Origin of the sequence: Streptosporangium sp. NPDC000563 (assembly GCF_040299985.1) — a bacterium.
Classification (GTDB): domain Bacteria; phylum Actinomycetota; class Actinomycetes; order Streptosporangiales; family Streptosporangiaceae; genus Streptosporangium.
This window is the reverse complement of the sequence record NZ_JBEPDA010000004.1, coordinates 116,785-137,594: the sequence shown is the minus strand read 5'-3', so window position 1 is coordinate 137,594 and position 20,810 is coordinate 116,785. Positions and strand designations below refer to the sequence as shown.

Genomic DNA, 20,810 nt, shown 5'->3' with positions numbered 1-20,810 from the left:
GGCAGTAAATTATCAAGGATCCTGAGGGGACCCAAGGGCCTCGGCGTTCTGGAGGTTTCTACCAATTTGTCCCTACGCAGAGGACCCTGCTCTGGCGACTGAAAGCCCTTCCAATCTGGGACTTCCGTTTGCGAGCGCAGAAACGGACCTACAGGGGAAACGGACAAATCTCTAGAACGCCGGGGCCCTGCCCGAGCCCCGGCCCGAGTGTCCGAGCCTGCCTGCGATCGATCAGCAGGCCGAGTGAGCTCAGAATTCCCGACCCAGAAGTCTAGAGATAGATCTCCGGGCCGCAGACACCGTTGCTGTTGCAAACGTGGAAGCTGCGGAACCTGGACTTGCTGGTGATCGGATTTTTTTGCAGGCATTTACCCCTTCCCGCAGAGTAGGAGCCGCCGATTTCCCGGCCCGGGATTTCCGACTCGGTATAGTACAAAGACCCGTACTGCATGGTTGAGCTTGTGCAGAGCTGGGAGAGGGTTGGAGTCACGGTCCCGATGACACCCGGAATCGACTGACTCGCGGCCGATGCCGGCGGCGCCCATGCCAGCGAGGCGAGTCCGCCGAGCGTCAAGGAAAGTGCTACCGCCGACAAACGTCGGGTGAGGCGGTTGTGACGCGACGTGGTGGATCCCTCGTGTCCTGCCATGCGAAAATTCCTCCATCGATTTGAAGAGAACCTAGGCAATTAGAACTATTTGGTTGCGATTTCGACAACCTATAAGTTTCCAGGGTGTCGCTGAGGCGTCGATCAGGCAGGGGGAACGCGTGGTCGAACAGCGCGGATTCATCGATCGGCTCACCACGCTGACCGGCCAATCGAATACGGGTTCTCCTGAGGTGCCGTGCCGGCCTCGATCACGGTCAGGGGCGGGCGCGGCGGGCCTGGGCGCGGTAGTGGTCGAGGACGTCCTGGCGGAGGAGGTGGCCGAAGCCCGCGGCCTCGACGCGCAGGCCGAGTTCGTGTTCGGTCACGCCGAGCGAGACGGCGGTGTCGGCCACGCTCCAGCCCGCGGCGGCGAGGCCGGCCAGCAGGTGACCGCGCCGGACCTGGTTCTCCGACAGGCGGAACGTCTTGAGGTACGCGAGTCGGCCAGCGCCGTCGGTGATGAGCTCGCCGATGTGGTTCTCACGCCGGCGTTCGAAGGGCGGAAGGAAGCGTGACAGGCGATACCCGCCCATCTGGTAGACGCGCTGGTAGGTGTAGTCCGTGCCCAGCAGCGCGCCCGCCATGACCCGGTCGTGGAAGGTGGCCCACTCCTCCTGCTGCCGGCGGGCCCCCGCGCGCAGGTCGGCGAGCGAGTGCACCGTCGCGTCCTCGATGCGGGCGCGGAAGTCGGCCACCGGGCCGCTGAGCAGCGCGTAGTGGTAGATCAGCTCGCCGTACAGGTCGTGGACGAGGGTGGTGTGCAGGGCGCGGTAGTCGTCGGGGTGCGGCACCACGAACGCGGCGGCGAGCGCGTCCGCGACGTAGACGAGGACGCCGCCTCCGGGGGTGCGTACGGGGTCGGCCGGGGAGTGGGGGCACGAGCTGCGAATCATCGCTTCAAAGGCGGGTCCCGGAAGTCGCACCGAAGTCCCGCGGCCGCCCCCGGAAGGCTAGCACCGGCATATCGCCTTCTTCCTTATTTACCGCCGCCATGAGGGCCGACGATCCTTGATGAGCGGTAGGAGCCCTTCGCGGTCGAATGCCCGCTCGGCGGTATCCAGGTAGGCGTCCGCGATCCGCCGCGCTCTACGTCTCCTCCTCTTTCTCCTCTTTTGATGCGTCGCCCCTGCGGGATCCGCCAGACGTGCTGCTCACGTCCGCTTAGCCCGGGTCGGCGCAGAGCTGGGAGGTCAAGGTGGTGCGTGCCCACTCTTCCCAGGTGTCCGGTGACCAGTCCCGGTCACGGACGAAGATCAGGTAGAGCTGCGGGCTGAGCAGGCCGAACAGCAGGTCCGCCGCCGTCTCGACGGAGAGGCCGGGACGGGCGTCGGGCTTGCCGACCAGGGCTTCGGCCGCCGCGTACTGCACGGTGTAACGCGGGTCGGGGCCGTCCGGCCACTGCGCGGCGATCTCGGGGTCGGTGGCCGCGGCGGCCGCGATCAGCGGCATGATCGGGGCGACCCGGCCCAGGATCTCGCCGGTGCCGTGGACGTGCGCGCGCAGTTGCCCGGCCGCGGTGGGCTCGGCGCAGGCGGCGCGAAACCAGTCACGATCCATGGTGGCGACCGGCTCGGTGTCCCCGGCGATGGACGTGTCGACGACGTCCTTGAACAGGGTGCGCTTGTTGTGGAAGACGAAGTAGACCGTCTGGACGGCCACGCCCGCCCGGTCCGCGATCTCCTGCAGGCTCGTCGCCCCGTACCCCTGCGCGACGAACAGCTCGCGAGCCGCCTCGATGACCTTCTCACGGGTGCGGCGTGAGCGCTCGGTCCGCTTGTCCGGTCGCTTGACTTTGTCCATATTGCGAGTATATCTCTAGAGTATGACACTAGAGTTCAACTTTAAATTCTTGGAGGAGCCGATGGACCACCCCAGCACGCCTCAGACGACGGAAGCGGACCCGGCCTCGACGCGGCGAGACCCGGAGGAGGAGTCCGTCCAGCGCGCACTGGAGCGCTACTACCGCACCGGCAAGCCGCCGTGGGACACCGGTGTGACGCCGCCCGAGCTGGTCGCCCTGGTGGAGGGGCACGGCGCGCTGCCACCCGGCCGCGCCCTCGAACTCGGCTGCGGCACGGGGACCAACGCCGTCTACCTCGCACGGCACGGCTGGGAGGTGGCGGCCGTCGACCTGATCGACCGCGCCGTCGACCAGGCCAGGAAGAGGGCCGCGGCGGCGGCGGTGGCGGTACGGCTGCTGCACGGGGACGCCACCCGCCTCGACGAACTGGACGTGCCCGGCCCCTTCGACCTGTTCTTCGACCTGAGCTGCTACTGCGGGATCCCGCCGCACCGCCGCGACGCCTACGCCGCCGGGCTCACCCGCCGCGCCGCCCCCGGAGCACGGCTGCTGATGTTCGGGTACGGCCCCGAGCCGCTCGGCAATCCGATCCCCGAGGTCACGTCGTGGGCGGCGGGCGTCACAGCCGACGAGCTCCGCGCCAGGTTCACCGGCTGGGAACTGCTCGACGTCACACCGGGCACCAACTCGGTGCCGACCTTCTGGTTCACGCTGCGCCGCGACGCCTAGCGATCTCCGGTCGCGGATTTCTGTAGGTTTGTGGAAAGTTTCCCGCCGCCCGAGCACGTGGAGGCCACCATGACAACCGACACCGTGACCCTGCGACCGGTCGGCCGGGTGGTGGGCGGTCGTAGCGAGATGGTCGAAGACGACTGGCACGACATTCGAGCCGTCATTCGACTGGACGACGAGACTTTCACCGCCTCGGCGGTGCTCGGTCTGGAGGACTTCTCCCACCTGGAGGTCGTCTTCCTCTTCGACCGGATCGCCCCGGGCGAGGTACGCACCGACCCCCGTCCCCCGCGAGGGAACCCGAGCGCGGCCCCCGTAGGGATCTTCGCCCACCGGGGGCCGTACCGCCCCAACCGTCTTGGCGTCTCCCGCTGTCGACTCCTCGCCGTGGACGGCCTGGACTTGCACGTCGCCGACCTGGACGCGCTGTCAGGCACCCCCATCCTGGATGTCAAGCCGTACCTGATCGAGTTCGCCCCCCGCCATCCGGTCACCCAACCGGCCTGGGCCACCAGGCTCATGAGCTCCTACTACTGAGGTTCGGGTCATCCAGATCAACGCGCCCGACTCGCCGTCGAGACACTCGCCGCCCGCCTGGCAGACTTCTCCGCGGCGGCCTCCGTGCTCGGCGAGCCCACACGTCTTCTGGTCCGGTGATGAGGGAGGGGTCCCATGATGGTCGCGCAGCGCTACGAGCTGCGGCAGCCGATAGGCCGGGGCGGTATGGGGGAGATCTGGGAGGGGGTCGATCTTCATCTGAACCGCAAGGTCGCGGTGAAGCGGGTCCGGCGCGACAGGCTCACCGAGGAGGCCCTCCGGCGGTTCAGGCGCGAGGCGCGGATCATGGCCCTGCTCCGTCATCCCGGTGTGCCCGCCGTCCACGACTTCGGGCAGGACGACTACGGGTTCTTCCTGGTGATGGAGTTCGTCGACGGATGGCCCGTCACGCACGTGCTCGACGCGCACGAGAGGCTCCCCCTCTCCTGGACCGCTCTGATCGGCGCGCAGCTGTGTGCCGTGCTGTCGGCGGCCCACGCCCGCTCGCTCGTGCATCGGGACCTGAAGCCGGGCAACCTCATGCTCTGCCGCGACGCGACCCTCGTCGTGCTGGACTTCGGGCTCGCGACGGTCCAGGGGTCGTCCGACTTCTCAGTGATCACCGGGACGATGGAGGCTCCGGGAACCGAGGTGTACATGGCTCCCGAACAGTTTCATGAGGGGACGACCAGCGCGCTGACCGACCTGTACTCGGTGGGCTGCATACTCCACGAGATGCTCACCGGTCGCCGGGTCGCCCATCCGGCGGGTTTCGCCACCGAGACGAGCGGACGTTCCGGCGTTCCTTCGGCATCGCTGACAACCGCGGCGCCGAAGGAGTTCGGCGAGCTGGTGACGGCACTGCTGGAGAGGGAGCCCGGCCGGCGTCCGCAACGCGCCGACGAGGTCTTCCACCGTCTCCTGCCGTTCGTACGCGACCTGCCCCCGCTGCCCGGCGTCGTCGACCGGGTGACGAGGCCGATCCACCTGTATGCCGAGGCACTGTCCAGGGTCAGCTGGTGACCAGCGTCATCGCCTCGGCGGCCGTCGGCCGGCCCGCCGGATCCTTGGCGAGGCAGGCGGCCAGCGGGGCCTGGAGCGCGATCGGCAGCACGGACAGATCCGGGTGGTGAGTGACGATCCTCCGGTAGACGAGAGGCGTGGAGCCCGCGTCGAAGGCGTGCCTGCCCGTGGCGCCGAAGAGCATGGTCGCGGCCCAGCTGAAGACGTCGGAGGCCGGGCCGACGTGCTCACCGGAGATCTGCTCGGGGGACATGTAGGCCATGGTGCCCTTGAGGACGCCCGAGGTCATCGTGACCTGGTCCAGCGCTCTGGCGATCCCGAAGTCGATCACTCGGGGACCGTCGGGGCCGAGCAGGACGTTGGCCGGCTTGAAATCCCGGTGCACGATGCCCGCGGCGTGAATACCCGCCAGCGCCCCGGCCGTCCCGATGGCGAGCCGGGTCAGGCTGTCGCCGTTCCTCGGTCCCTCCTGCCTGACCAGCCGTTCCAGTGACGGTCCTGGCACGTACTCGCTGACGATGTAGGCCACGTCCCCCGTCACGCCGACGTCGATCACCTTCGCCGTGGCGAAAGGACGCACCCGCTGGGCCATCGCGGCCTCCTTGACGAAGCTCTCGCGTTCGGCCGCGCCACCGATGATCCGGCGGTGCAGCACCTTGACCGCCACCCGCTGGCCGCCGGGACCGTACGCGAGGTAGACCGCGCCCTGCCCCCCTTCGCCGATCTTCCGGTCCAGCCGGTACTGCCCGATGTCGCCGAGGGGACGGGAGTCGGACGCGGTGCCCATCGGATAGGTGGGGGACGGGGGGAAGCGCGGGGCGGAGGGCGGAGTCGGGGCGGGAGTCGGGGTCGGGGTCGGGGTCGGGGTCGGGTGAGCTCGATAGGGGCGGGAGACGGGAGCCTGATAGGGCGGGGGCGTCGGAGGCCGATATTGAGGCGGCGGCATGGGGTGGTACGGCCAGGCTCCCGGAGGGGGGCGGAGCGTCGGGCGGGTCCGGAAGACGGATGACCGAAGGACGAACGCGTGCGCCGTGCCGCCCATCCAGCCCACGATGATCCATATTCCAATGATCACATCGACGGGCGCTTCCTTCGTTGTGGGGTCGTTGTCGCTATAAATTCCGGAAATGATGACGAACGCGAGCAGAAAAAAACCGTAGACACCGGTCGCGAGCCCGACGATCCGGCTTTTCAGCTGCACCGCGGCATGTCCGATGATGAAGGGCGTCGCGAATCCGGCGGTGTACAGCGGGGCCAACGCCCAGACCAGGCTGAGCGGGAAGTTCCACCAGGGAGGCCGCGTGGAAAAACGCCCATCGACATTGTGGTGATGGCGAGGTGCGGAGCCACCGGCTGAGAACACGGACCAAATAATACGGACCTATCGCCGCCACCGAGGATGACGGCGATTACGGAGCCTCCATTTCCGACAACCTCCCGGGCCGAATCCAGAGCCGGGGGCGGCTCTCGATCGTCATGACGTCGGACCGACGGGCGAATCACGGAGATCCGGGGTCTACCGGGCCTCGATCCGGCCGGGTGTGAACGAGGCCCACCGGCGGCGATACACACCGCCGGGTGAGTCACACTCATTGGAGTTGTGCGCTGAGTTCACAGTATGCTTCACTGGCATCGCACAGTACATCGCCACCGGAGAGCGAGACCAGCCATGCACGGCAACCCTCAGCACCCGCAGTACGGCTACTCCCAGCCCGCTCCGCAGACCGTGATCGTGCAGCGGAAGGGGGGCGGTTGCCTGCGCGCGGTCCTCGTCGGCGCCGCCGTGCTGGCCGGCCTGGTGGTGATCGGCGGACTCCTCGGCGGAGGCGGCAAGGACGGCGAGGACTCCACGGGTTCGGCCGACACCACGGTCGCCGAGGCCGCCGCCCCCGCGAAGAAGACCGAGCCCAGGCGGGCCGGACTCGGCGACACCGTCAAGGACGGCAAGTTCTCCTTCAAGGTCACCAAGGTCGAGAAGGGCGTCGAGCGGGTCGGCGGCGAATACCTCGGCTCCGACGCGCAGGGGCAGTACGTCCTGGTGCACGTCACCGTGAAGAACATCGGCGAGGAGTCCCAGCTGTTCAGTGACTCCTCGCAGAAGCTCATCGACGCCCGGGGCAGGCAGTACGACACCGACTCCGGCGCCGCCGCCCTCGGGCTGAAGAATTCCAACGCCTTCCTCAACACCATCAACCCCGGCAACACGGTCAAGGGGATCCTGCTCTTCGACGTGCCCAAGAGCTTCAAGATCAAGGCGATCGAGCTCCACGACTCCGTCTTCTCCGACGGCGTCACCGTCGCCCTGAACGACTGACGACGCACCGGCCGCCGGATGGCGACGCTCCGGTGGCTCTCGGTCCCCCGGGTGTCGAATCCCTGCTCCGGCGGCGCCCGATCCCCCGAATGTCGAATCCCTAAGGGACCTGTCCGGGTTCGTCGACGACTCCCGCCGCTACCTCGGCGGTCGCGAAGACGCTCCCCTTCGGGAAGATCAGCTCGCCGTTGATGCGGTAGTCCCGCAGGTACTCCGTCCGCGAGCCGAGGTGGTTGTAGGTCGTGCTGTCGAGGACGACGTAGGAGCGTTCGACGACCTCGCCGTTCTCGTCGCGCCGCGTGCCGGAGCCCGGAGAGTCCGCCTCGTAGGCGATGCCCATGCCCGACCTGCCCACCGCGTCGCGTACGCCGAGGTCCACCCGGACTCCCGGGATCCTGGCCAGAGCGCGGAAGATCGCGGCCTCCAGCTTGGGCGGCATGTACTCCTCTCGGCCGAGGTAGACCGACAGCACCCGGAACGCCCGCGCGTCCGGGTCCTCGTGGAGACCGCGCTCCTCGACCGGATTGTCCCTCCAGTGCAGGTCGCCCTTGACGTGGGCGAGCAGCTCGTCCGGGTCGGTGGGCAGCTTCGCCAGCCTCGCCGCGTACTGCCGGGGGGACAGGTCGTCGTCACCCGGGTCCGGCTCGATCGTCCGCCTCTCCAACGGGCCCGAACCCAGCCGGGTCGCCTGCTCGGTGCCGTCGTAGCGGGTCCAGTACTCCTGCGTCTCGACCGCGCCGTCGGCGGGCTGCATGACGACGCTCTTGCGGTACAGCCACTGGCCGGGACGGGGCGGGGTGTCCTCGGGCCGGCGCTTCTCGGCCGTCAGCGCCGCCTGCCGCAGCATGACCTGCGCGCTCACCGGCGTCACCTCCACGATGGCGGGCGGCGGCACGGCCGACCGGCCGTCGCCGTTCACCATCACGACCACCGCCGCGACCGCCGCGACGGCCGTCATCGCCGCCGTCGTGGCCATCGGCAGCGAGAGTACGGGTCGGAACCGGCGCCGGGGCCGGGGCCGGGGCCGCAGGGAGCGCGCCCGCAGCGTGCGCAGGCGGGCGGCGTCGGGCTCGGGCGCGTCCGCCCGCAGCTCACTCAGCAGCTTCAGGTCATCCACGGCCGGTCTCCTCCTCCGAGGCATCTGCTATATCCGTTGCATCCGCGATATCGGCGATCTTCACGACATCCGAGACATCCGAGACATCCGAGATGGCGGACGGGTCGATCCCGCCCAGGGCCTCGCGGGTCTTTCTCCTGGCACGGTGCAGGCGCGAGCGCACCGTGCCGATGGGCACGCCGAGCGCCCGCGCCGTCTCCTCGTAGCTGAAGTCCGCCCAGGCGATCATCAACAGCACCTCGCGGTCCTTCGGCGACAGCGTGGCGAGCGCCCTCACCAGATCGCGCTGCGCCGCCGACGCCGTCACCCGGGCCTCCACCCGGTCGGCGTAACTCTCGGCGACCTCGTCCACCCCGGTCCTGGCCAGCGAGAGGTACGCCCTCACCTCGGCACGGCGGTGCTTGCCGATGAGGTTGGCCGCGATGCCGTACAACCAGGGGCGGGCATTGGGATAGTCGGTGTCGTAGCGCCCGAGCCGCCGCAAAGCGGTGAGGAACGTCTCGGAGACGATGTCGTCGGCCACCGAGTCTCCCAGTCGCCGCGTCACATAACGGTGCAGGGCGGGGGCGTGCCGGTCGAACAGCACCGAGAACGCGGCGGGATCACGCCGGGCATGCCTGATCACCTCCGCGTCGTCCAGATCCGTCTCCACATTCAAGCGTGAGCTCCGTTCCTCGATCCGGGTTCCTCGGTCCGTCACCCCCTTTCACCCGGTACCGCGAATCGAGTTCTCCACGCCCGCGCTCGGTGTCCGTCGCACGGCGCCGTCCGCGTCCGGAGGAGAGCACGCCGTCGGTCCGACGTGCTCTCCTGCGGGACGAACCGTTTCCTCCGCCGACATGCGCGCCGTATGCCAAAATGATCACTCTCCCGGAGGCGTGAATCGGTCCATCCGGATTACCGAGAAGGCACTCAACGCCATCAGGAGAGGATGTCGGTTGTCCGTGACGGATCTGGAGACCGCCTGCGAGCTTCGCGAACTCGCCGATCACCCCCACCTGGCGGCCCGTCAGGACCAGCTACGTGATCTCGCGGACGCGGTCGCCGATCCCGACAGGGCCGGGCACTGGTGTGAGGTCGACCTGTTCGCCGCCTTCTCCCCCGACGACACCATCCTGGTGGACGGGGAACCGGCGGAGACCACGTCCTCGCCGAGGAGGCCGGGATGGCGACGTGGGCTCGGCGGCGCCGTCGGTCCCGCCCTCGTCTTCGTACCGATCTTCATCACCTGGCTCGGCCTGATGATGGCGACCGGCGCCTACGGCGACCTCCTCACGGCCGGTGGCCTGGAGGCGGCCCGGCGGCCCTTCCTGGAGATGTGGCAGCAGGGCTTCGGCGGCCGGTTGCCCGCGTTCTTCAAATTCGACAACATCGCGCTCTGTACCCTCGCGGCCATCTTCTGCCTCATCTGCTGGACCGTGTTCGAGAACGTCACGCGGAACACCAGGGAGGACGCCTCGGAACGGGAGCTGCGTGCCCTCCGCGTCCGGCTCCGCGCGGCCCTGACCGGGGCGAGCCTGGTGCTCGGACAGGTCCGCCTCTCCGCACCGGAGCGGTTCGGCGCCGAACTCAGCAAGGCTGCGGCCGACATCGGCTTCGTCGGGACCACGGCGCGCAAGGTGCACACCGAACTGGTCGAGGCGCTCACCCTCACCCTGGAGGCCACCCGTAAGACCACGGACGCACTGGCCGGTAGCGCGATCGACGTGCGCGACGCCGTCGAGCACCTGGGCGGGCACCTGGCAGCCGTCAACAGTACCTGTGACGACCTCGCTGCGGCGGTGGCCCGCTTCTCGGCCGTGATCGACACCGCGGGATCCACGGCCGGTCAGGCCGTCACCGACGTCGGGAACCGGTTGTCGACGACCGTCTCCCGGACCGCCCTCGACATGCGCCAGGCGTTCAACGAGGAACTCGTACGGTCCATCACGTCGGTCCAGGGCAGCGTCTCCGCTCTGGATCTCCGGATCAACGAGCTGGTCGGCGTGACGGCGGGCATCGGCCACGCCGTCGACCGCGCGGCCATCTCGATCGATTCCGTCGGCTCCTCGACGGAGAAGGCGGTCGACCAGCTCGGCGCACGGGTCACCGACACCATCGCGGGTACGGCCAGGGAGCTTCACCGGACCTTCGAGGGCGCCGGTGCGGAGATCCGGGGGGCCCTCGCGAGCTGGTCCGCCGTCGCCGGGACACACGCCTCCCGGATCGACACCACCATCGAGACGGTCACCGACACCAGCACCGACGGAACGGACGACAGCTGCGACGACGAGCCGGACTCACAGCGGAAAGTCCGAAGCTCGTAATGACCACCCGCAGAAGAACCTCCACCACGACCCTGTTGGCCGGTTGGCTCTTCGCCGACCTGCTGCTCGGACTCACGATCATCATGCTGGGCGCGCAGGCGCCGCCCTCCTCCCCCACCGACCTCGTGACGGACGGCACCCGCTTCCAACCGGACCCCTTCCGGTCCCCGCCCGACTCGACCCGGCTCCCGAGCGAAGAGTCCCCGGAAGAAAAGTCCTCGGCAGAAGGGCCTTCCGCCGAGAAGCCCTCGGAGGAGACCTCGGAGAAGCCCGCAAAGAAGACCTCGGGAGGAGAGCTCCGGACCGAAGATTCCAAGGAGGAGAAGAAGCCGGGCAAGAAGGAATCAGAAGAGAAGAGTCCCGCCCGGCCCGACCCTTCGCCGTCCCCCTGCACCGGCCTCGTCGGAGGCGTCCGGGCGAAACCGGTCACGCTCTCGTTCCGGGTCACCCCCGGCGCCGGTGACGGTGTACTGGCCGCACAGGTCCGCCAGGAATTACGCAGGCACCGGGACAGGCTCGCCGGACGGCGCGTCGGCATGCTTCTCACCTTCGGCTCCGACGACGGTGCCAGGGGCGGTGTTCAGCTCGCCTCCAGGGTCAACGCGGCCATCCTGGAGGCGTACCCGGGCACCTTCGGCACGGCCGTGACCCGTGACTTCCACGACCTCTCCGCCCCGAGCGGGTCGATCTCCGCCGAGATCTACTTCGTGACCCACGGCTGCGCCCCCACGTCCGCGGCGCCGAGGTCATTCGACGAAGGAGCGGGCTCCCCCGTCGAATGACGTGCGGGTCGTCGAGTGGCCCCTCGGGCTCCGTCGTCCGCCGATCCGGACACGCCGCACGGCCAGGTGGAACGCCGCTTTCGGCAGGCTCAAGCGGCGGCGGCAGGTGCTACCCGCCGACCGCTGCTCTGCGGACGCCGCCGTCGCATGCCTCATGCTCCGGCAGCGCCCTACCGAGCCCCGCCGAGCCGTCAGACCTTCCTAGTAACGGGGTTTGCGGCTCAGGGCGATGCCGGCCACCAGGAAGATGCCGCCGATCACCCCGGCGCCGATCGCTCCCGGAGTGTTGGCGGGGGTGCTGCTCGCCTGGAAGACAGCGGTGACGAGGCCCATCACGCCGCTGATGTAGCAGAAAATGGTGATGAAGATCTTGACGTTGGTGCTCACTGGATTCCTTCGGTGGGGCGACGGCCGTCTGCGGGCGCGTCGGGGGCGGTACCGGCTGCGGTGAACCCGAGGAGCATCACCCAGGCGTTGGGGTCTGCGCGGAACCGGTTCCAGCGGTCGGCGGCGAGGGCGAACTCTCGAAGCGACAGCACACCGGCCGCGAGAAGCGGCTGCAGCCGTCCCGGGCCGAGGTGGGGGGCGAAGTCATCCGTCGGTCGGGTGTCGTTGGTCGTGGCGAACGGGCGAAGGGCGACCTCCGTGAAGCCGGTGTCACGTAACAGGCGGGTGAGACGGCGGCCGATCGTACGGTCGCCACCGGCGGCCTGCTGGGTCGCCGCCATCTTGGCGTGGATCCCGGCCAGCTCCGGATAGGTCGGGTCGGCCAGGCCCCAGCAGGAGGCGTCCACCTCGGTGACCAGGATCCGGCCACCGGGGCGGAGGATCCTGCGGGCCTCCGCGAGGGCGGGTGCGGGGTCGGGGAGATGCTGAAGGACGTACCTGAGGAGTACGTATCCCGCGCTCGCCGTCTCCAGCGGCAGGTCGGCGGCGTCGGCGACGACGAGTTCGGCACCGGCGCCCTCGGCGTGGGCGAGCAGGTCGGGGTCGATGTCCACGGCGACGAGCGACAGGTCGGGCATGGCCCGGCGCAGCCGCCTGGTGATCGCGCCGGAGCCCGCGCCGACCTCGACGAGCGGGCCGTCCGACGCGGTCAGTCCCAGCTCGCGCAGCAGGCTCAGCTCCTCGTCGAACGAGAGCGCCGCCTGGGCCTCCAACCGTGCCAGCTCTCCTGCCATCCCACCCGCCGTGGTGGCGGCGGGGTTGTACGAACCGGCGTTCGGCGCCGAGGTGGCGGGGTCTCGCCGGACGGGGACGGGCCGTGCGGTGTCGTGGCCGGTGTCGGTCAGATGAGCGGAGGTGGCCGGGTGCGGAGGGGTGGGGGCGGTGGTCATCGGGGGCTCACGGTCATGCGCATGCCGTGCTTCGGCCGTAGCGTCACCAGCGCCTCGGGCTCCACCGGGAAGCCGGGTTCCAGCGTGAGCCGTACCGACTGGGCCAGCATCGCGAGGACCAGCGTCGCCTCGGTGAGCGCCAGGTGCCGGCCGATGCAGACGCGCTCGCCGCCGCCGAACGGCAGGTACAGGTGGCTCGGCAGGTCGGCGCCGTCGAAGCGGTCGGGTACGTACGCATCCGGGCGGTCCCAGTAGCGAGGATCGCGGTGCAGGACCCACTGGCTGACGCACACCAGCGTGCCGGGTGCCACCGGATGGCCGTCGAGCTCGTCGTGACCGGTCGCGCGGCGGGAGATCAGCCAGACCGGCGGGTACAGGCGCATCGCCTCCTGCACGGCCCGGCCGCACAGGGGCAGGTCGAGCAGGTCCGCGGCCGTGGGCCGGCGGCCGCCCAGGACGTGGTCGACCTCGGCGCGGATCCGTTCCGCCTCCTCGGGGTGGCGGTCCAGGAGGTAGAGGGTCCAGGTCAGGGCCTTGGCGGTGGTCTCGTGGCCCGCCATGATCAGGGTCAGCACCTGGTCGCGCAGGTCGGTGTCGGACAGCGAGCCGAGCATGGTGTCGAGCAGGGTGCCGACGGCCTGGGGATCCTGGGGAGAGGCTCGGCGGGCGGCGATCACGGTACGCGTGATCATGTCGAGGAGGGCGCGGGCGCGTACGTAGCCCCGCTGCCTGCGGACGGTGTCGGCGGGATCGGGGTCGGGGTCGGGTACGTAGTGGCCGATGAAGCGGTTGACGTCGTCCACCGCCCGGCCGAACCCGTCGCCCGTCCCGCCGAGGTCCACGTCGAGCACCGCGCGGGTCAGGATCGACAGGGTGAGCGAGGTTAGCTGGTGGTCGATCGGCTGGGGGGCGCCGGTCTCGGCGGGGCCGCGCCAGCGGTCCAGCAGGGCGGCGGTCTCGTCGGTGATGATCTCGTCGAAGGAGGCGACCGCGCCTCGGCGGAAGGCGGGGGCGCACAGCTTGCGCTGACGTGACCATTCCGCGCCGGTGCTGGTGAGCAGGCCGTTTCCGAGCAGCGGGCGCAGCATGTGGTCGTCCGGCGTGTTCTTCTTCGTGTAGTTGCCGACGTTGTCCTTGAGGATGTGCCGGGCGAGGTCCGGGCGGTGCGCCATGAGGACGGTCTCGCCGTTCGCGTGGTGGGCGGTGACGTCGCCGTACCGGCGGGCCAGGCCGGTCACGAACCCCAGCGGGTCGCTGCGCATGCGTCCCATGTCCACGGGGTCGGCCGGGCCGGGGGGAAACCGCGTGCCTGTGGTGGTCACCGACGCCTCCGTTCAACGTGCTTAAGTATCCGCATTACGTATTCACGGGTGCCGGATATACGTATTGAGTATTGTTGATGATTCCATCCGTACTGTGGGATGCTGCTAATGTAACACCGCACAGAAGAAGGTATCAATACTTACATGAATGGCACACAAGTTAAGTCTTGGTAAGCGCCGCAGAGCATGCGACAGTCCATTTCAGTTGCCGATGCAAAAAGCAGCGGCAAACACCCGAGAGGGAGAATCGCATGGCTCTCGAACCGCAGGAGCGCGCGGAGTTCATCAACGCCTACACCCGTACGCTCATCACCGCCTGGTCGGACGAGGAGTACGCGGCCCGGCTGAACGCGGACCCGCGTGCCGCGCTGGCCGAGTCCGGGCTGGTGGTTCCGGAGGGCGCCGAGATCGTCATCGTGCGGCACATCCCCGAGGGGCACGAGGAGGGCAACCTGGACGTCCAGGTGGGGCTGTGGGAGGTGGGCCTGGCGACCGGGCAGTTCGAGTTCCACATCCCTGAGACGCCGGTGGTCGACGCCGCCGAGCTCAGCGAGGGGGACCTGTCCGACATCGCGGCCGGCGCCGCCGACGCGGCCGCCTGCTACTACTGCTGCTGCCCCTGCTGCTGCTGCACCTGATTCCCGGCGCAATTCCGGCATAATTTCCGGCGCCGTTTTTTAAAATCGCCATGCCGTTCCCGTCAACGTCTCCATCGGAGGAATAAGTCGATGGCTTCCGCCGCCGCGGAAAAAGATCCGGTCGCCGTCACCGGCCTGAACAAGCGCTACGGAGAGCACACGGTGCTCACCGATCTGAGCCTGCGGGTGCACCCCGGCGAGGTGTTCGCCTTGCTCGGGCCGAACGGCGCGGGGAAGACCACGACCGTGGAGATCCTCACGGGAGTACGGCGGCGGAGCGGTGGAGACGTACAGGTCCTCGGCCAGGATCCGGCCAGGGACCGTCGGGAATGGCGGGCGCGTATCGGGGTGGTCGGCCAGTCCACCGGCTCCTACCCCGATCTCACCGTGGGTGAGGTGGTGCGGCATTTCGCCGCCATGTACCCCAGGCCGCTGCCGCCCACGCAGGTGCTCGACATGGTCGGCCTGGGAACGTACGAGAAGAAGAAGACCACGGAACTCTCCGGCGGCCAGCAGCGCCGCCTGGACGTGGCGGTCGGCGTGATCGGCGACCCTGAGTTGATCTTCCTTGACGAGCCCACCACCGGGCTCGACCCGGTCGCCCGCCGCGAGGCATGGGAGCTGGTGCGGTTCTTCTCCGGGCGCGGCTGCACGACGGTGCTGACGACCCACTATCTGGACGAGGCAGAGACGCTCGCCACCCGGGTGGGGGTGATCGCGGGCGGGCGCCTGGTGGCCTGCGGGCCGCCGGCCGAGCTGGGCGGGCGGGCGACGACCCCGGCCACCGTGTCGTTCCGGCGTTCCGAGGCACTGGCCGGCCGGGAGCTTCCCGACCTGCCCCGGGGGGCGGTGCTCGAACCGGGGCCGACGGGCGCGGGCGACCCGGTCACCGTGCTGACCTCGGAGCCGACCCAGCTGGTGAGCCTGCTCGGCGCCTGGGCCGGAACGGAGCTGCCCGACCTGATCGTGCACCGGCTCACCCTGGAAGAGATCTACCTCAACCTCATCGACCGGCATCGCGAGCAGCCGGAGGAGAACACGTGAGCGTCATGGAATCCGTCCACGCGCCAGGTCGCGGTTTTCTGCCCGACCTGTGGCGGGCCAGTGCCGCCCGGTCGTCGGTCGAGCTGAAGTCGTTCTTCCGTAACAGGCAGTCGCTCGTCTTCACCCTGTTCTTCCCGGTGATCCTGCTGGTGGTGTTCGGTGCGATCTTCACCGGCAAGGTGCAGGGCACCGAGACCGACTTCCGGCAGGTCTTCATGGCGGGCATCGTCGCCGCCGGCGTGATGAGCACCGCGTTCTCCGGGCTCGCCATCAACATCGCGATCGAGCGGGACACCGGCCTCATCGGCAGGCTCGCGATGACGCCGATGCCCAAGGCCGCCTACTTCATCGGCAAGCTGGTGAAGGTCGTGGTGACCACCGTGGTGGAGATGGTGCTGCTGCTGGGCATCGCGGTGACCGCGTTCGGGCTGCCGCTGCCCAGCACCGCGCAGCGCTGGTTCACCCTCGCCTGGGTGCTGACGCTGGGCACCGTCACGTGCGCCCTCACCGGGATCGCCTACAGCGCGGCGATCCCGAACAGCCGCTCGGCCGCGGCGATCGTGACGCCGGTGTTCATGGTGCTGCAGTTCATCTCCGGAGTCTTCTACCCCTTCCACCAGCTTCCCGCGTGGATGCAGAACACGGCCGCGCTGTTCCCGGTGAAGTGGATGGCGCAGGGGTTCCGTTCGGTGTTCCTGCCGGACAGTTTCACGGTCGTGGAACCGGCGGGCAGCTGGGAGCTCGGCCGTATCGCGCTCGTTCTGGGGCTGTGGGCGGCCGGCGGCCTGCTGCTCACCGCGTTGACGTTCGGCTGGCGCACCGCGCGCGTGCGGTGATCCGTCCAGGAAAGCAGCTGATCAGGCAAGCGACAGCAAGGGAACCGACGCGTGACGGCAGGCACTCAGATCCGTCTCCCCGCCCACCTCCCCCATCCCTTCTCCCCCGCGGGACGGGTCGATCCCTATCCGGCCTACGACTGGCTGCGTTCCCGTGCCCCCGTCCACCACGACGTGATGTCGCGGCTGTGGCTGGTGACCGGGCACGCCGACTGCGCCGCCGTACTGCGTGACCGGAGGTTCTCGGCGAGCGCCGGGCAGCAGGGGCGGGCGCGCGGCGAGGAGTTGCCGCCGTCGATGCTCACCACGGACCCGCCCGACCACACGCGGCTGCGCGCGCCGGGACTGCTGCTGCTCGGCCCCGCGGCGATCGCGTCGGTGGCCGGGGGGATCGCCGCCGACGCGGACGACCTTCTCGAACGGCTCGCGGGCGAGACCGTGGTCGACGCGGTCAGGCAGATCGGGAGCCCGCTGTCCACCTCGGTCTTCCTGCGGCTGTTCGGACTGGCGGAGAGCGACAGGAAGGTCTTCGAGCAGCTCGCCCAGGCGGCCTCGATCAACCTGGATCCGCTCGCCGGGCCACAGGTGGCGGCGCTGGGCAGGTCGGCGATGTCGGAGCTGAGCCGGTTCCTGGACGAGCGTCGCGCGAGCGCCGCGCCCAGCCCGCTGACCCGGTTCGCCGCCGACGACCGGCTCACCCGGGCGGAGATGCTCGGGGTGCTCGGGCTCGCCGTGGTCGGCGGGTGGCAGCCGCTCGCCGAGGCGATCGGCAACGCGCTGTACTGGCTGCTCCCTCGGCCGCGGGCGCTCGCCGCGCTGCGCGAGGGCGGGGACGAGTTCGCGCGTACGGCGATGGACGAGTTGCTGAGGCTGGAAGCGCCGATCCCCTTCACGGCGAGGGTCGCGGTCGAGAACGTGACACTGCCCAGCGGTGAGGTGCCCCGGGGGGCGAGGGTGCTCGCGGTCGTCGCCGCCGCCAACCGGGACCCGGCCGTTTTCGACAGACCGGGGGAGCTGCTGCTCGACCGGACGCCCAACCCGCACCTCGCCTTCGGCGGGGGGCCGCACTTCTGCCTGGCGGCGCAGCTCGTCCGGCAGACGGGGGCGGTGCTGCTCGCCCGGCTGGCCGGGCGGTTCCCGTCCGCGTCGCTCACCGACGAGAAGCCGGCCTGGGCCGCCACCCTCATCCCCCGGCGGCTGCGCTCCCTCCCGGTGAACCTGGGAGTGGACTCGGGAGGCGGGGATGCGTACTGAGGTGCTCGTGATCGGCGCGGGGGTGAGCGGGCTGACCTGCGCCACCCGGCTGGCCGAGGCCGGGGTACGTACGGCGGTGGTCGAGGCGAGGTCACGGGTGGGCGGGCGGATACGGACGTTTCGCCCCACGGACGGCGGCCCCTCGCTGGAACTGGGCGCGCAGGTCGTCCACGGAGACCTGAACCCCGTCCACGGGATCGTGGACACCGAGACGGCGCCGCGGCCGACCGCGGCGCGGGTGGTGAGCGGGCGGGTGGGCCGTCCTATGGGGGCGCCGGCCCGCACGCCGCAGCCGCCGTGGGCGCTGGAGGCGAGGCTGAACGCCGAGGGCGCGGGGATCGGTGAGTCGGTGAACGACTGGCTCGTGGACAGGGGCGGCCCGTACCCGGTGGCGAGCGAGTGGTTCCGTCAGATCTGGGCCACCGATCCGGAGCGGCTCAGTGCCCGGGGCGTGGCCGAGGCCCATCGGGGGGACACCGCGGGGCGGGGGGAGTTCGTGGTCTCGGGCGGGTTCGACCTGCTGCCGAGGCGGCTGGCCGCGGGGCTCGACGTGCGTACGGACTGCCCCGTCCAGGTGCTCGGCTGGTCGCCGGGGCGGGTCTCCGCGCAGACGCCGGCCGGGGTCGTGGAGGCGGAGCGGGTGGTGGTGACCGTGCCGCCCTCGGTCGTGACCCACGGCACGCTCACCGTCAAGGACCTGCCGGAGCCCAAGGTCGAGGCCGCGCGTGCCCTCGCCGGCGGGGACGGTTGCTGCGTCGTCGCGACCCTGTCCGTGCCCGCGCCGGAGACGGCGTCGGTGTTCGACGCGGACGGGATCGGCGGTTTCGTGAGCTGCCGCGAGGGGCGTCCCGAGGCGTTGATCGTGGCCAGGGACGCGGCGGCGGTCCACGTGCGCGCCGCGACCGCCGGCTACGGCCCCGCGACCGCTTCCAGCACCGGCTCCGGCCTCGCGACACTCCTCGCGGTCGCCCTGCCGTGGGCCGCGCGGGCCGAGGTGGTGGACATCGAGGTCGCCGACTGGGGGGCCGACCCGTGGAGCCGGGGCGCGTTCACCGCGCCGACGGTGGGCGCCGAGTGGGCTCCGGTGATCTGGGCCGAACCGGTCGCGGACACGCTTTTCTTCGCGGGCGAGGCCACGGTCTCGGGGACGCGCCTGCCGTGGGTTCAGGGGGCGATCGCCAGCGGGGTGATCGCCGCCGACCGGCTCCTGGAGGCGATGGGCTGATGGCATCACATTCGGAAGATCCACGACAGCCGACGCGGCCGACGACACCGCATCCGGAAGAATCACGACAGTCGGCGCGGTCCATGACACCGCATCCGGAAAAGTCACGACAGCCGGCGCAGTCGGCGGCGTCACGCCCGGAGAAGTCACGGTATCCGGAGCGGTCGGCAGCACCCCAAACGCACTCGACGGCACCGCACTCCGGCTGGTACCTGCCCGCCTTCACCTCGGAGCTGGAGGCCGAGGTGACTCCCCTGGAGATCGGCACCCGGCGGCTGGTGGCGGTGCGGACCGAGACGGGGCTCCGCGTCTTCGACGCCGACTGCCCACATCGGGGCGCGCATCTCGGCTACGGGGGACGGCTCTCCGGCGGCTGCCTGGTCTGCCCGTTCCACGGCCGCAGGATCGCGCTGGGCGACGCGGCCGGACGGCTGTCGGTACGCGAGCACCATGTGATCGTCTCCGGTGAGGCCGTGTTCGTCCGCCTCTCGGACGGCCCCGACGACGACCGGGGACTCACCAGGGCGCTCAAGGAGCTGGAGGCGACCCACCCGCTCACGGCGGCCGTGACCAGGCCGCTCGCCGCCGATCCCGCGCTGGTCGTGGAGAACGCCTTCGACGTCGACCACTTCACCGAGGTGCACAAGGTGCCGAGGCTGCGCGGGATGGCGCATCGGGACGGGGACGAGGGCGAGCTCGTCATCGAGGGCGAGTTCGTCATGGGAGCGAAGCCGGGGAGCAGCTCGGGGCAGCAGGTCACCCGGGCCGGGTTCCTGGCCCGCGCCTACAGTCCCGGCGTGGTCGTCACCCGCTTCGGGCCGCCGGGGTGGGAGCAGGTGATCGTCACCGCCGCCGTGCCGTACGAGAGGGGCGGGTGCGTGGCGCGGGTGGCGATCGGGGTCCGCCCCGAGCAGCGCGGGGAGTTGCCGCTGCTCATCCACGGCAGCGAGCGCGCGCTGGAGGAGGACGCGGTGATCTGGGAGCGGCTGAACCCGCGGGCGGTGCCCCGCTTCGACAGCAGGGACGTCGCGGTGCTGGCCTATCGGGAGTTCTGCGCGACCTTCGGGGAGCCGACGTGAACGGGCTGCGGGTCGTCAGCTCGGGAACGGGTCCCCCGGTGCTGTGGGTGCACGGCTACACCATGGATCTCACGCTGTGGAAACCGTTGTGGGAGCTGCTGCCCGGCTGGCGGCACATCGGCGTGGACCTTCCCGGCCACGGTGGCTCCGAACCGTTGCAGCCGGGTGTGACCCTGCCGTCGCTGGCGTTAAGGCTGACCGAAATAGCCGAGGCCGAGGGAGCGGAGCGGGTCGTGGGACTCTCCTTCGGTTCCGGCGTCGCGTTGCAGATGGCCCTGGAGGCGCCGGAGGTGGTGCGGCGCCTGGTGCTCGCGGCGCCGACGCTCGGCGGCGCGCCGCCCGACCCGGCCGCCCGGCGGCGCTACATGGAGCTCATGATGGTGCGCAGGGCCGGCGGCGGACGGGAACAGATGGCCGAGCTGTGGATGAGCTCCCCTCCCGACATCTTCCGCGGCACCGAGGCGCACCCCGAGCTGCGGGCGCGACTGCGGGCGGTGATCGGCGGACACTCCTGGGCCGAGCTGGACACGGGGGCGATGGCCGCGCTCAGCGCGCACCGGCATCCTCCTGAGGATTTGACCCGGATCAGGGCCGCCACCATGGTTATCATCGGTGACTCGGACATGCCCACCTTCGTGGCCAATGCGAAGACGCTGCGACAGATGGTCCCCGAATGTCATATTCGGACAATCCCTAACTCGGGGCACCTTCCTCTGTTGGAGCAGCCAGAAATGTCGGCAAAAGCGGTATTTGCGGGACTGACATTATCTGAGAGAGTAGATCGGGTTTGAGGCTGTTGTACGAGCGTTTACAG

At 69.9% G+C, this 20,810-nt stretch carries 22 protein-coding genes; 13 read left to right on the top strand and 9 right to left on the bottom strand.

The window, feature by feature from the left end:
• Nucleotides 1-271: 271 nt before the first annotated feature.
• The 3 genes from ABT352_RS13455 to ABT352_RS13445 all read right to left on the bottom strand — a co-directional run bounded on the left by ABT352_RS13455 (nt 272) and on the right by ABT352_RS13445 (nt 2,449).
• Nucleotides 272-649: a hypothetical protein gene (locus ABT352_RS13455; RefSeq protein WP_350945040.1), complete on the bottom strand. Its 378-nt coding sequence runs from the start codon at nt 647-649 to the stop codon at nt 272-274.
• 215 nt (nt 650-864) lie between these two features.
• A complete protein-coding gene (locus ABT352_RS13450) occupies nt 865-1,542 on the bottom strand; it encodes an ARPP-2 domain-containing protein (RefSeq protein ID WP_350945039.1) in 678 nt (225 codons plus the stop codon).
• Between the two features lie 268 nt (nt 1,543-1,810).
• A complete protein-coding gene (locus tag ABT352_RS13445; RefSeq protein ID WP_350945038.1) occupies nt 1,811-2,449 on the bottom strand; it encodes a TetR/AcrR family transcriptional regulator in 639 nt (212 codons plus the stop codon).
• 61 nt (nt 2,450-2,510) lie between these two features.
• Between ABT352_RS13445 and ABT352_RS13440 the strand changes: the two genes are divergently transcribed.
• From ABT352_RS13440 to ABT352_RS13430, 3 genes are all read left to right on the top strand, one after another.
• Nucleotides 2,511-3,179 carry a class I SAM-dependent methyltransferase gene (locus ABT352_RS13440; protein WP_350945036.1) on the top strand — a complete coding sequence of 223 codons (669 nt, stop codon included), beginning with the start codon at nt 2,511-2,513 and terminating at the stop codon, nt 3,177-3,179.
• Between the two features lie 69 nt (nt 3,180-3,248).
• Nucleotides 3,249-3,719, top strand: a complete 471-nt coding sequence (locus ABT352_RS13435; protein WP_350945035.1) for an SAM-dependent methyltransferase — start codon at nt 3,249-3,251, stop codon at nt 3,717-3,719.
• A 135-nt stretch (nt 3,720-3,854) separates the two neighbouring features.
• Entirely contained in the window at nt 3,855-4,742 is an 888-nt protein-coding gene (locus ABT352_RS13430; RefSeq protein ID WP_350945033.1) for a serine/threonine-protein kinase, read from the top strand.
• Here the strand turns inward: ABT352_RS13430 and ABT352_RS13425 are convergent.
• Nucleotides 4,732-5,529 carry a serine/threonine-protein kinase gene (locus tag ABT352_RS13425; RefSeq protein WP_350945031.1) on the bottom strand — a complete coding sequence of 266 codons (798 nt, stop codon included), beginning with the start codon at nt 5,527-5,529 and terminating at the stop codon, nt 4,732-4,734. The genes ABT352_RS13430 and ABT352_RS13425 overlap by 11 nt on opposite strands.
• Nucleotides 5,530-6,411: 882 nt before the next feature.
• Here ABT352_RS13425 and ABT352_RS13420 point away from each other — a divergent pair.
• A complete protein-coding gene (locus tag ABT352_RS13420; protein ID WP_350945030.1) occupies nt 6,412-7,056 on the top strand; it encodes a DUF4352 domain-containing protein in 645 nt (214 codons plus the stop codon).
• A 100-nt stretch (nt 7,057-7,156) separates the two neighbouring features.
• On the opposite strand, the gene ABT352_RS13415 is transcribed toward ABT352_RS13420, so the two are convergent.
• Together ABT352_RS13415 and ABT352_RS13410 are read right to left on the bottom strand one after the other, a co-directional pair.
• Complete coding sequence (locus tag ABT352_RS13415) at nt 7,157-8,173, bottom strand: CU044_5270 family protein (protein WP_350945028.1); 1,017 nt, start codon at nt 8,171-8,173, stop codon at nt 7,157-7,159.
• On the bottom strand, nt 8,166-8,825 hold the full coding sequence (locus tag ABT352_RS13410; RefSeq protein WP_350945385.1) for an RNA polymerase sigma factor: 660 nt from the start codon (nt 8,823-8,825) through the stop codon (nt 8,166-8,168). Before ABT352_RS13410 ends, ABT352_RS13415 begins: the two co-directional genes overlap by 8 nt.
• A gap of 286 nt (nt 8,826-9,111) precedes the next feature.
• Here ABT352_RS13410 and ABT352_RS13405 point away from each other — a divergent pair, with 286 nt between their 5' ends.
• Both ABT352_RS13405 and ABT352_RS13400 read left to right on the top strand, forming a co-directional pair.
• Nucleotides 9,112-10,479: a hypothetical protein gene (locus ABT352_RS13405; RefSeq protein WP_350945027.1), complete on the top strand. Its 1,368-nt coding sequence runs from the start codon at nt 9,112-9,114 to the stop codon at nt 10,477-10,479.
• Complete coding sequence (locus tag ABT352_RS13400; protein ID WP_350945026.1) at nt 10,479-11,261, top strand: hypothetical protein; 783 nt, start codon at nt 10,479-10,481, stop codon at nt 11,259-11,261. The genes ABT352_RS13405 and ABT352_RS13400 overlap by 1 nt, the downstream gene beginning before the upstream one ends.
• A 201-nt stretch (nt 11,262-11,462) precedes the next feature.
• Here ABT352_RS13400 and ABT352_RS13395 read toward each other — a convergent pair whose 3' ends face one another.
• The 3 genes from ABT352_RS13395 to ABT352_RS13385 are packed head-to-tail and all read right to left on the bottom strand — an operon-like array spanning nt 11,463 to nt 13,920.
• The gene (locus tag ABT352_RS13395; protein WP_350945024.1) at nt 11,463-11,648 is read right to left on the bottom strand and encodes a hypothetical protein; all 186 of its coding nucleotides are present in this window, start codon (nt 11,646-11,648) and stop codon (nt 11,463-11,465) included.
• The gene (locus ABT352_RS13390; protein ID WP_350945022.1) at nt 11,645-12,598 is read right to left on the bottom strand and encodes a class I SAM-dependent methyltransferase; all 954 of its coding nucleotides are present in this window, start codon (nt 12,596-12,598) and stop codon (nt 11,645-11,647) included. The genes ABT352_RS13395 and ABT352_RS13390 overlap by 4 nt, the downstream gene beginning before the upstream one ends.
• Entirely contained in the window at nt 12,595-13,920 is a 1,326-nt protein-coding gene (locus ABT352_RS13385) for a cytochrome P450 (RefSeq protein ID WP_350945021.1), read from the bottom strand. Before ABT352_RS13385 ends, ABT352_RS13390 begins: the two co-directional genes overlap by 4 nt.
• A 251-nt stretch (nt 13,921-14,171) precedes the next feature.
• Here ABT352_RS13385 and ABT352_RS13380 point away from each other — a divergent pair, with 251 nt between their 5' ends.
• From ABT352_RS13380 to ABT352_RS13350, 7 genes are all read left to right on the top strand, one after another.
• Entirely contained in the window at nt 14,172-14,558 is a 387-nt protein-coding gene (locus tag ABT352_RS13380) for a hypothetical protein (RefSeq protein WP_350945020.1), read from the top strand.
• 90 nt (nt 14,559-14,648) lie between these two features.
• Entirely contained in the window at nt 14,649-15,602 is a 954-nt protein-coding gene (locus ABT352_RS13375; protein WP_350945018.1) for an ABC transporter ATP-binding protein, read from the top strand.
• 5 nt (nt 15,603-15,607) lie between these two features.
• A complete protein-coding gene (locus ABT352_RS13370) occupies nt 15,608-16,438 on the top strand; it encodes an ABC transporter permease (protein ID WP_350945384.1) in 831 nt (276 codons plus the stop codon).
• A 51-nt stretch (nt 16,439-16,489) separates the two neighbouring features.
• A complete protein-coding gene (locus tag ABT352_RS13365) occupies nt 16,490-17,692 on the top strand; it encodes a cytochrome P450 (RefSeq protein ID WP_350945016.1) in 1,203 nt (400 codons plus the stop codon).
• Complete coding sequence (locus ABT352_RS13360) at nt 17,682-18,917, top strand: flavin monoamine oxidase family protein (protein WP_350945014.1); 1,236 nt, start codon at nt 17,682-17,684, stop codon at nt 18,915-18,917. The genes ABT352_RS13365 and ABT352_RS13360 overlap by 11 nt, the downstream gene beginning before the upstream one ends.
• Nucleotides 18,917-19,996: a Rieske 2Fe-2S domain-containing protein gene (locus tag ABT352_RS13355; RefSeq protein WP_350945013.1), complete on the top strand. Its 1,080-nt coding sequence runs from the start codon at nt 18,917-18,919 to the stop codon at nt 19,994-19,996. Before ABT352_RS13360 ends, ABT352_RS13355 begins: the two co-directional genes overlap by 1 nt.
• Nucleotides 19,993-20,787 carry an alpha/beta fold hydrolase gene (locus ABT352_RS13350; RefSeq protein ID WP_350945011.1) on the top strand — a complete coding sequence of 265 codons (795 nt, stop codon included), beginning with the start codon at nt 19,993-19,995 and terminating at the stop codon, nt 20,785-20,787. The genes ABT352_RS13355 and ABT352_RS13350 overlap by 4 nt, the downstream gene beginning before the upstream one ends.
• Nucleotides 20,788-20,810: the final 23 nt, after the last annotated feature.

What these genes read in the sequence shown, in the direction of transcription:
- ABT352_RS13430 (WP_350945033.1), top strand. Translation starts at nt 3,855, where the DNA reads ATGATGGTCGCGCAGCGCTACGAGCTGCGGCAGCCGATAGGCCGGGGC.
- ABT352_RS13420 (WP_350945030.1), top strand. Translation starts at nt 6,412, where the DNA reads ATGCACGGCAACCCTCAGCACCCGCAGTACGGCTACTCCCAGCCCGCT.
- ABT352_RS13435 (WP_350945035.1), top strand. Translation starts at nt 3,249, where the DNA reads ATGACAACCGACACCGTGACCCTGCGACCGGTCGGCCGGGTGGTGGGC.
- ABT352_RS13450 (WP_350945039.1), bottom strand. Translation starts at nt 1,542, where the DNA reads ATGATTCGCAGCTCGTGCCCCCACTCCCCGGCCGACCCCGTACGCACC.
- ABT352_RS13370 (WP_350945384.1), top strand. Translation starts at nt 15,608, where the DNA reads ATGGAATCCGTCCACGCGCCAGGTCGCGGTTTTCTGCCCGACCTGTGG.
- ABT352_RS13425 (WP_350945031.1), bottom strand. Translation starts at nt 5,529, where the DNA reads ATGGGCACCGCGTCCGACTCCCGTCCCCTCGGCGACATCGGGCAGTAC.
- ABT352_RS13440 (WP_350945036.1), top strand. Translation starts at nt 2,511, where the DNA reads ATGGACCACCCCAGCACGCCTCAGACGACGGAAGCGGACCCGGCCTCG.
- ABT352_RS13455 (WP_350945040.1), bottom strand. Translation starts at nt 649, where the DNA reads ATGGCAGGACACGAGGGATCCACCACGTCGCGTCACAACCGCCTCACC.
- ABT352_RS13400 (WP_350945026.1), top strand. Translation starts at nt 10,479, where the DNA reads ATGACCACCCGCAGAAGAACCTCCACCACGACCCTGTTGGCCGGTTGG.
- ABT352_RS13375 (WP_350945018.1), top strand. Translation starts at nt 14,649, where the DNA reads ATGGCTTCCGCCGCCGCGGAAAAAGATCCGGTCGCCGTCACCGGCCTG.
- ABT352_RS13445 (WP_350945038.1), bottom strand. Translation starts at nt 2,449, where the DNA reads ATGGACAAAGTCAAGCGACCGGACAAGCGGACCGAGCGCTCACGCCGC.
- ABT352_RS13355 (WP_350945013.1), top strand. Translation starts at nt 18,917, where the DNA reads ATGGCATCACATTCGGAAGATCCACGACAGCCGACGCGGCCGACGACA.
- ABT352_RS13380 (WP_350945020.1), top strand. Translation starts at nt 14,172, where the DNA reads ATGGCTCTCGAACCGCAGGAGCGCGCGGAGTTCATCAACGCCTACACC.
- ABT352_RS13390 (WP_350945022.1), bottom strand. Translation starts at nt 12,598, where the DNA reads ATGACCACCGCCCCCACCCCTCCGCACCCGGCCACCTCCGCTCATCTG.
- ABT352_RS13360 (WP_350945014.1), top strand. Translation starts at nt 17,682, where the DNA reads ATGCGTACTGAGGTGCTCGTGATCGGCGCGGGGGTGAGCGGGCTGACC.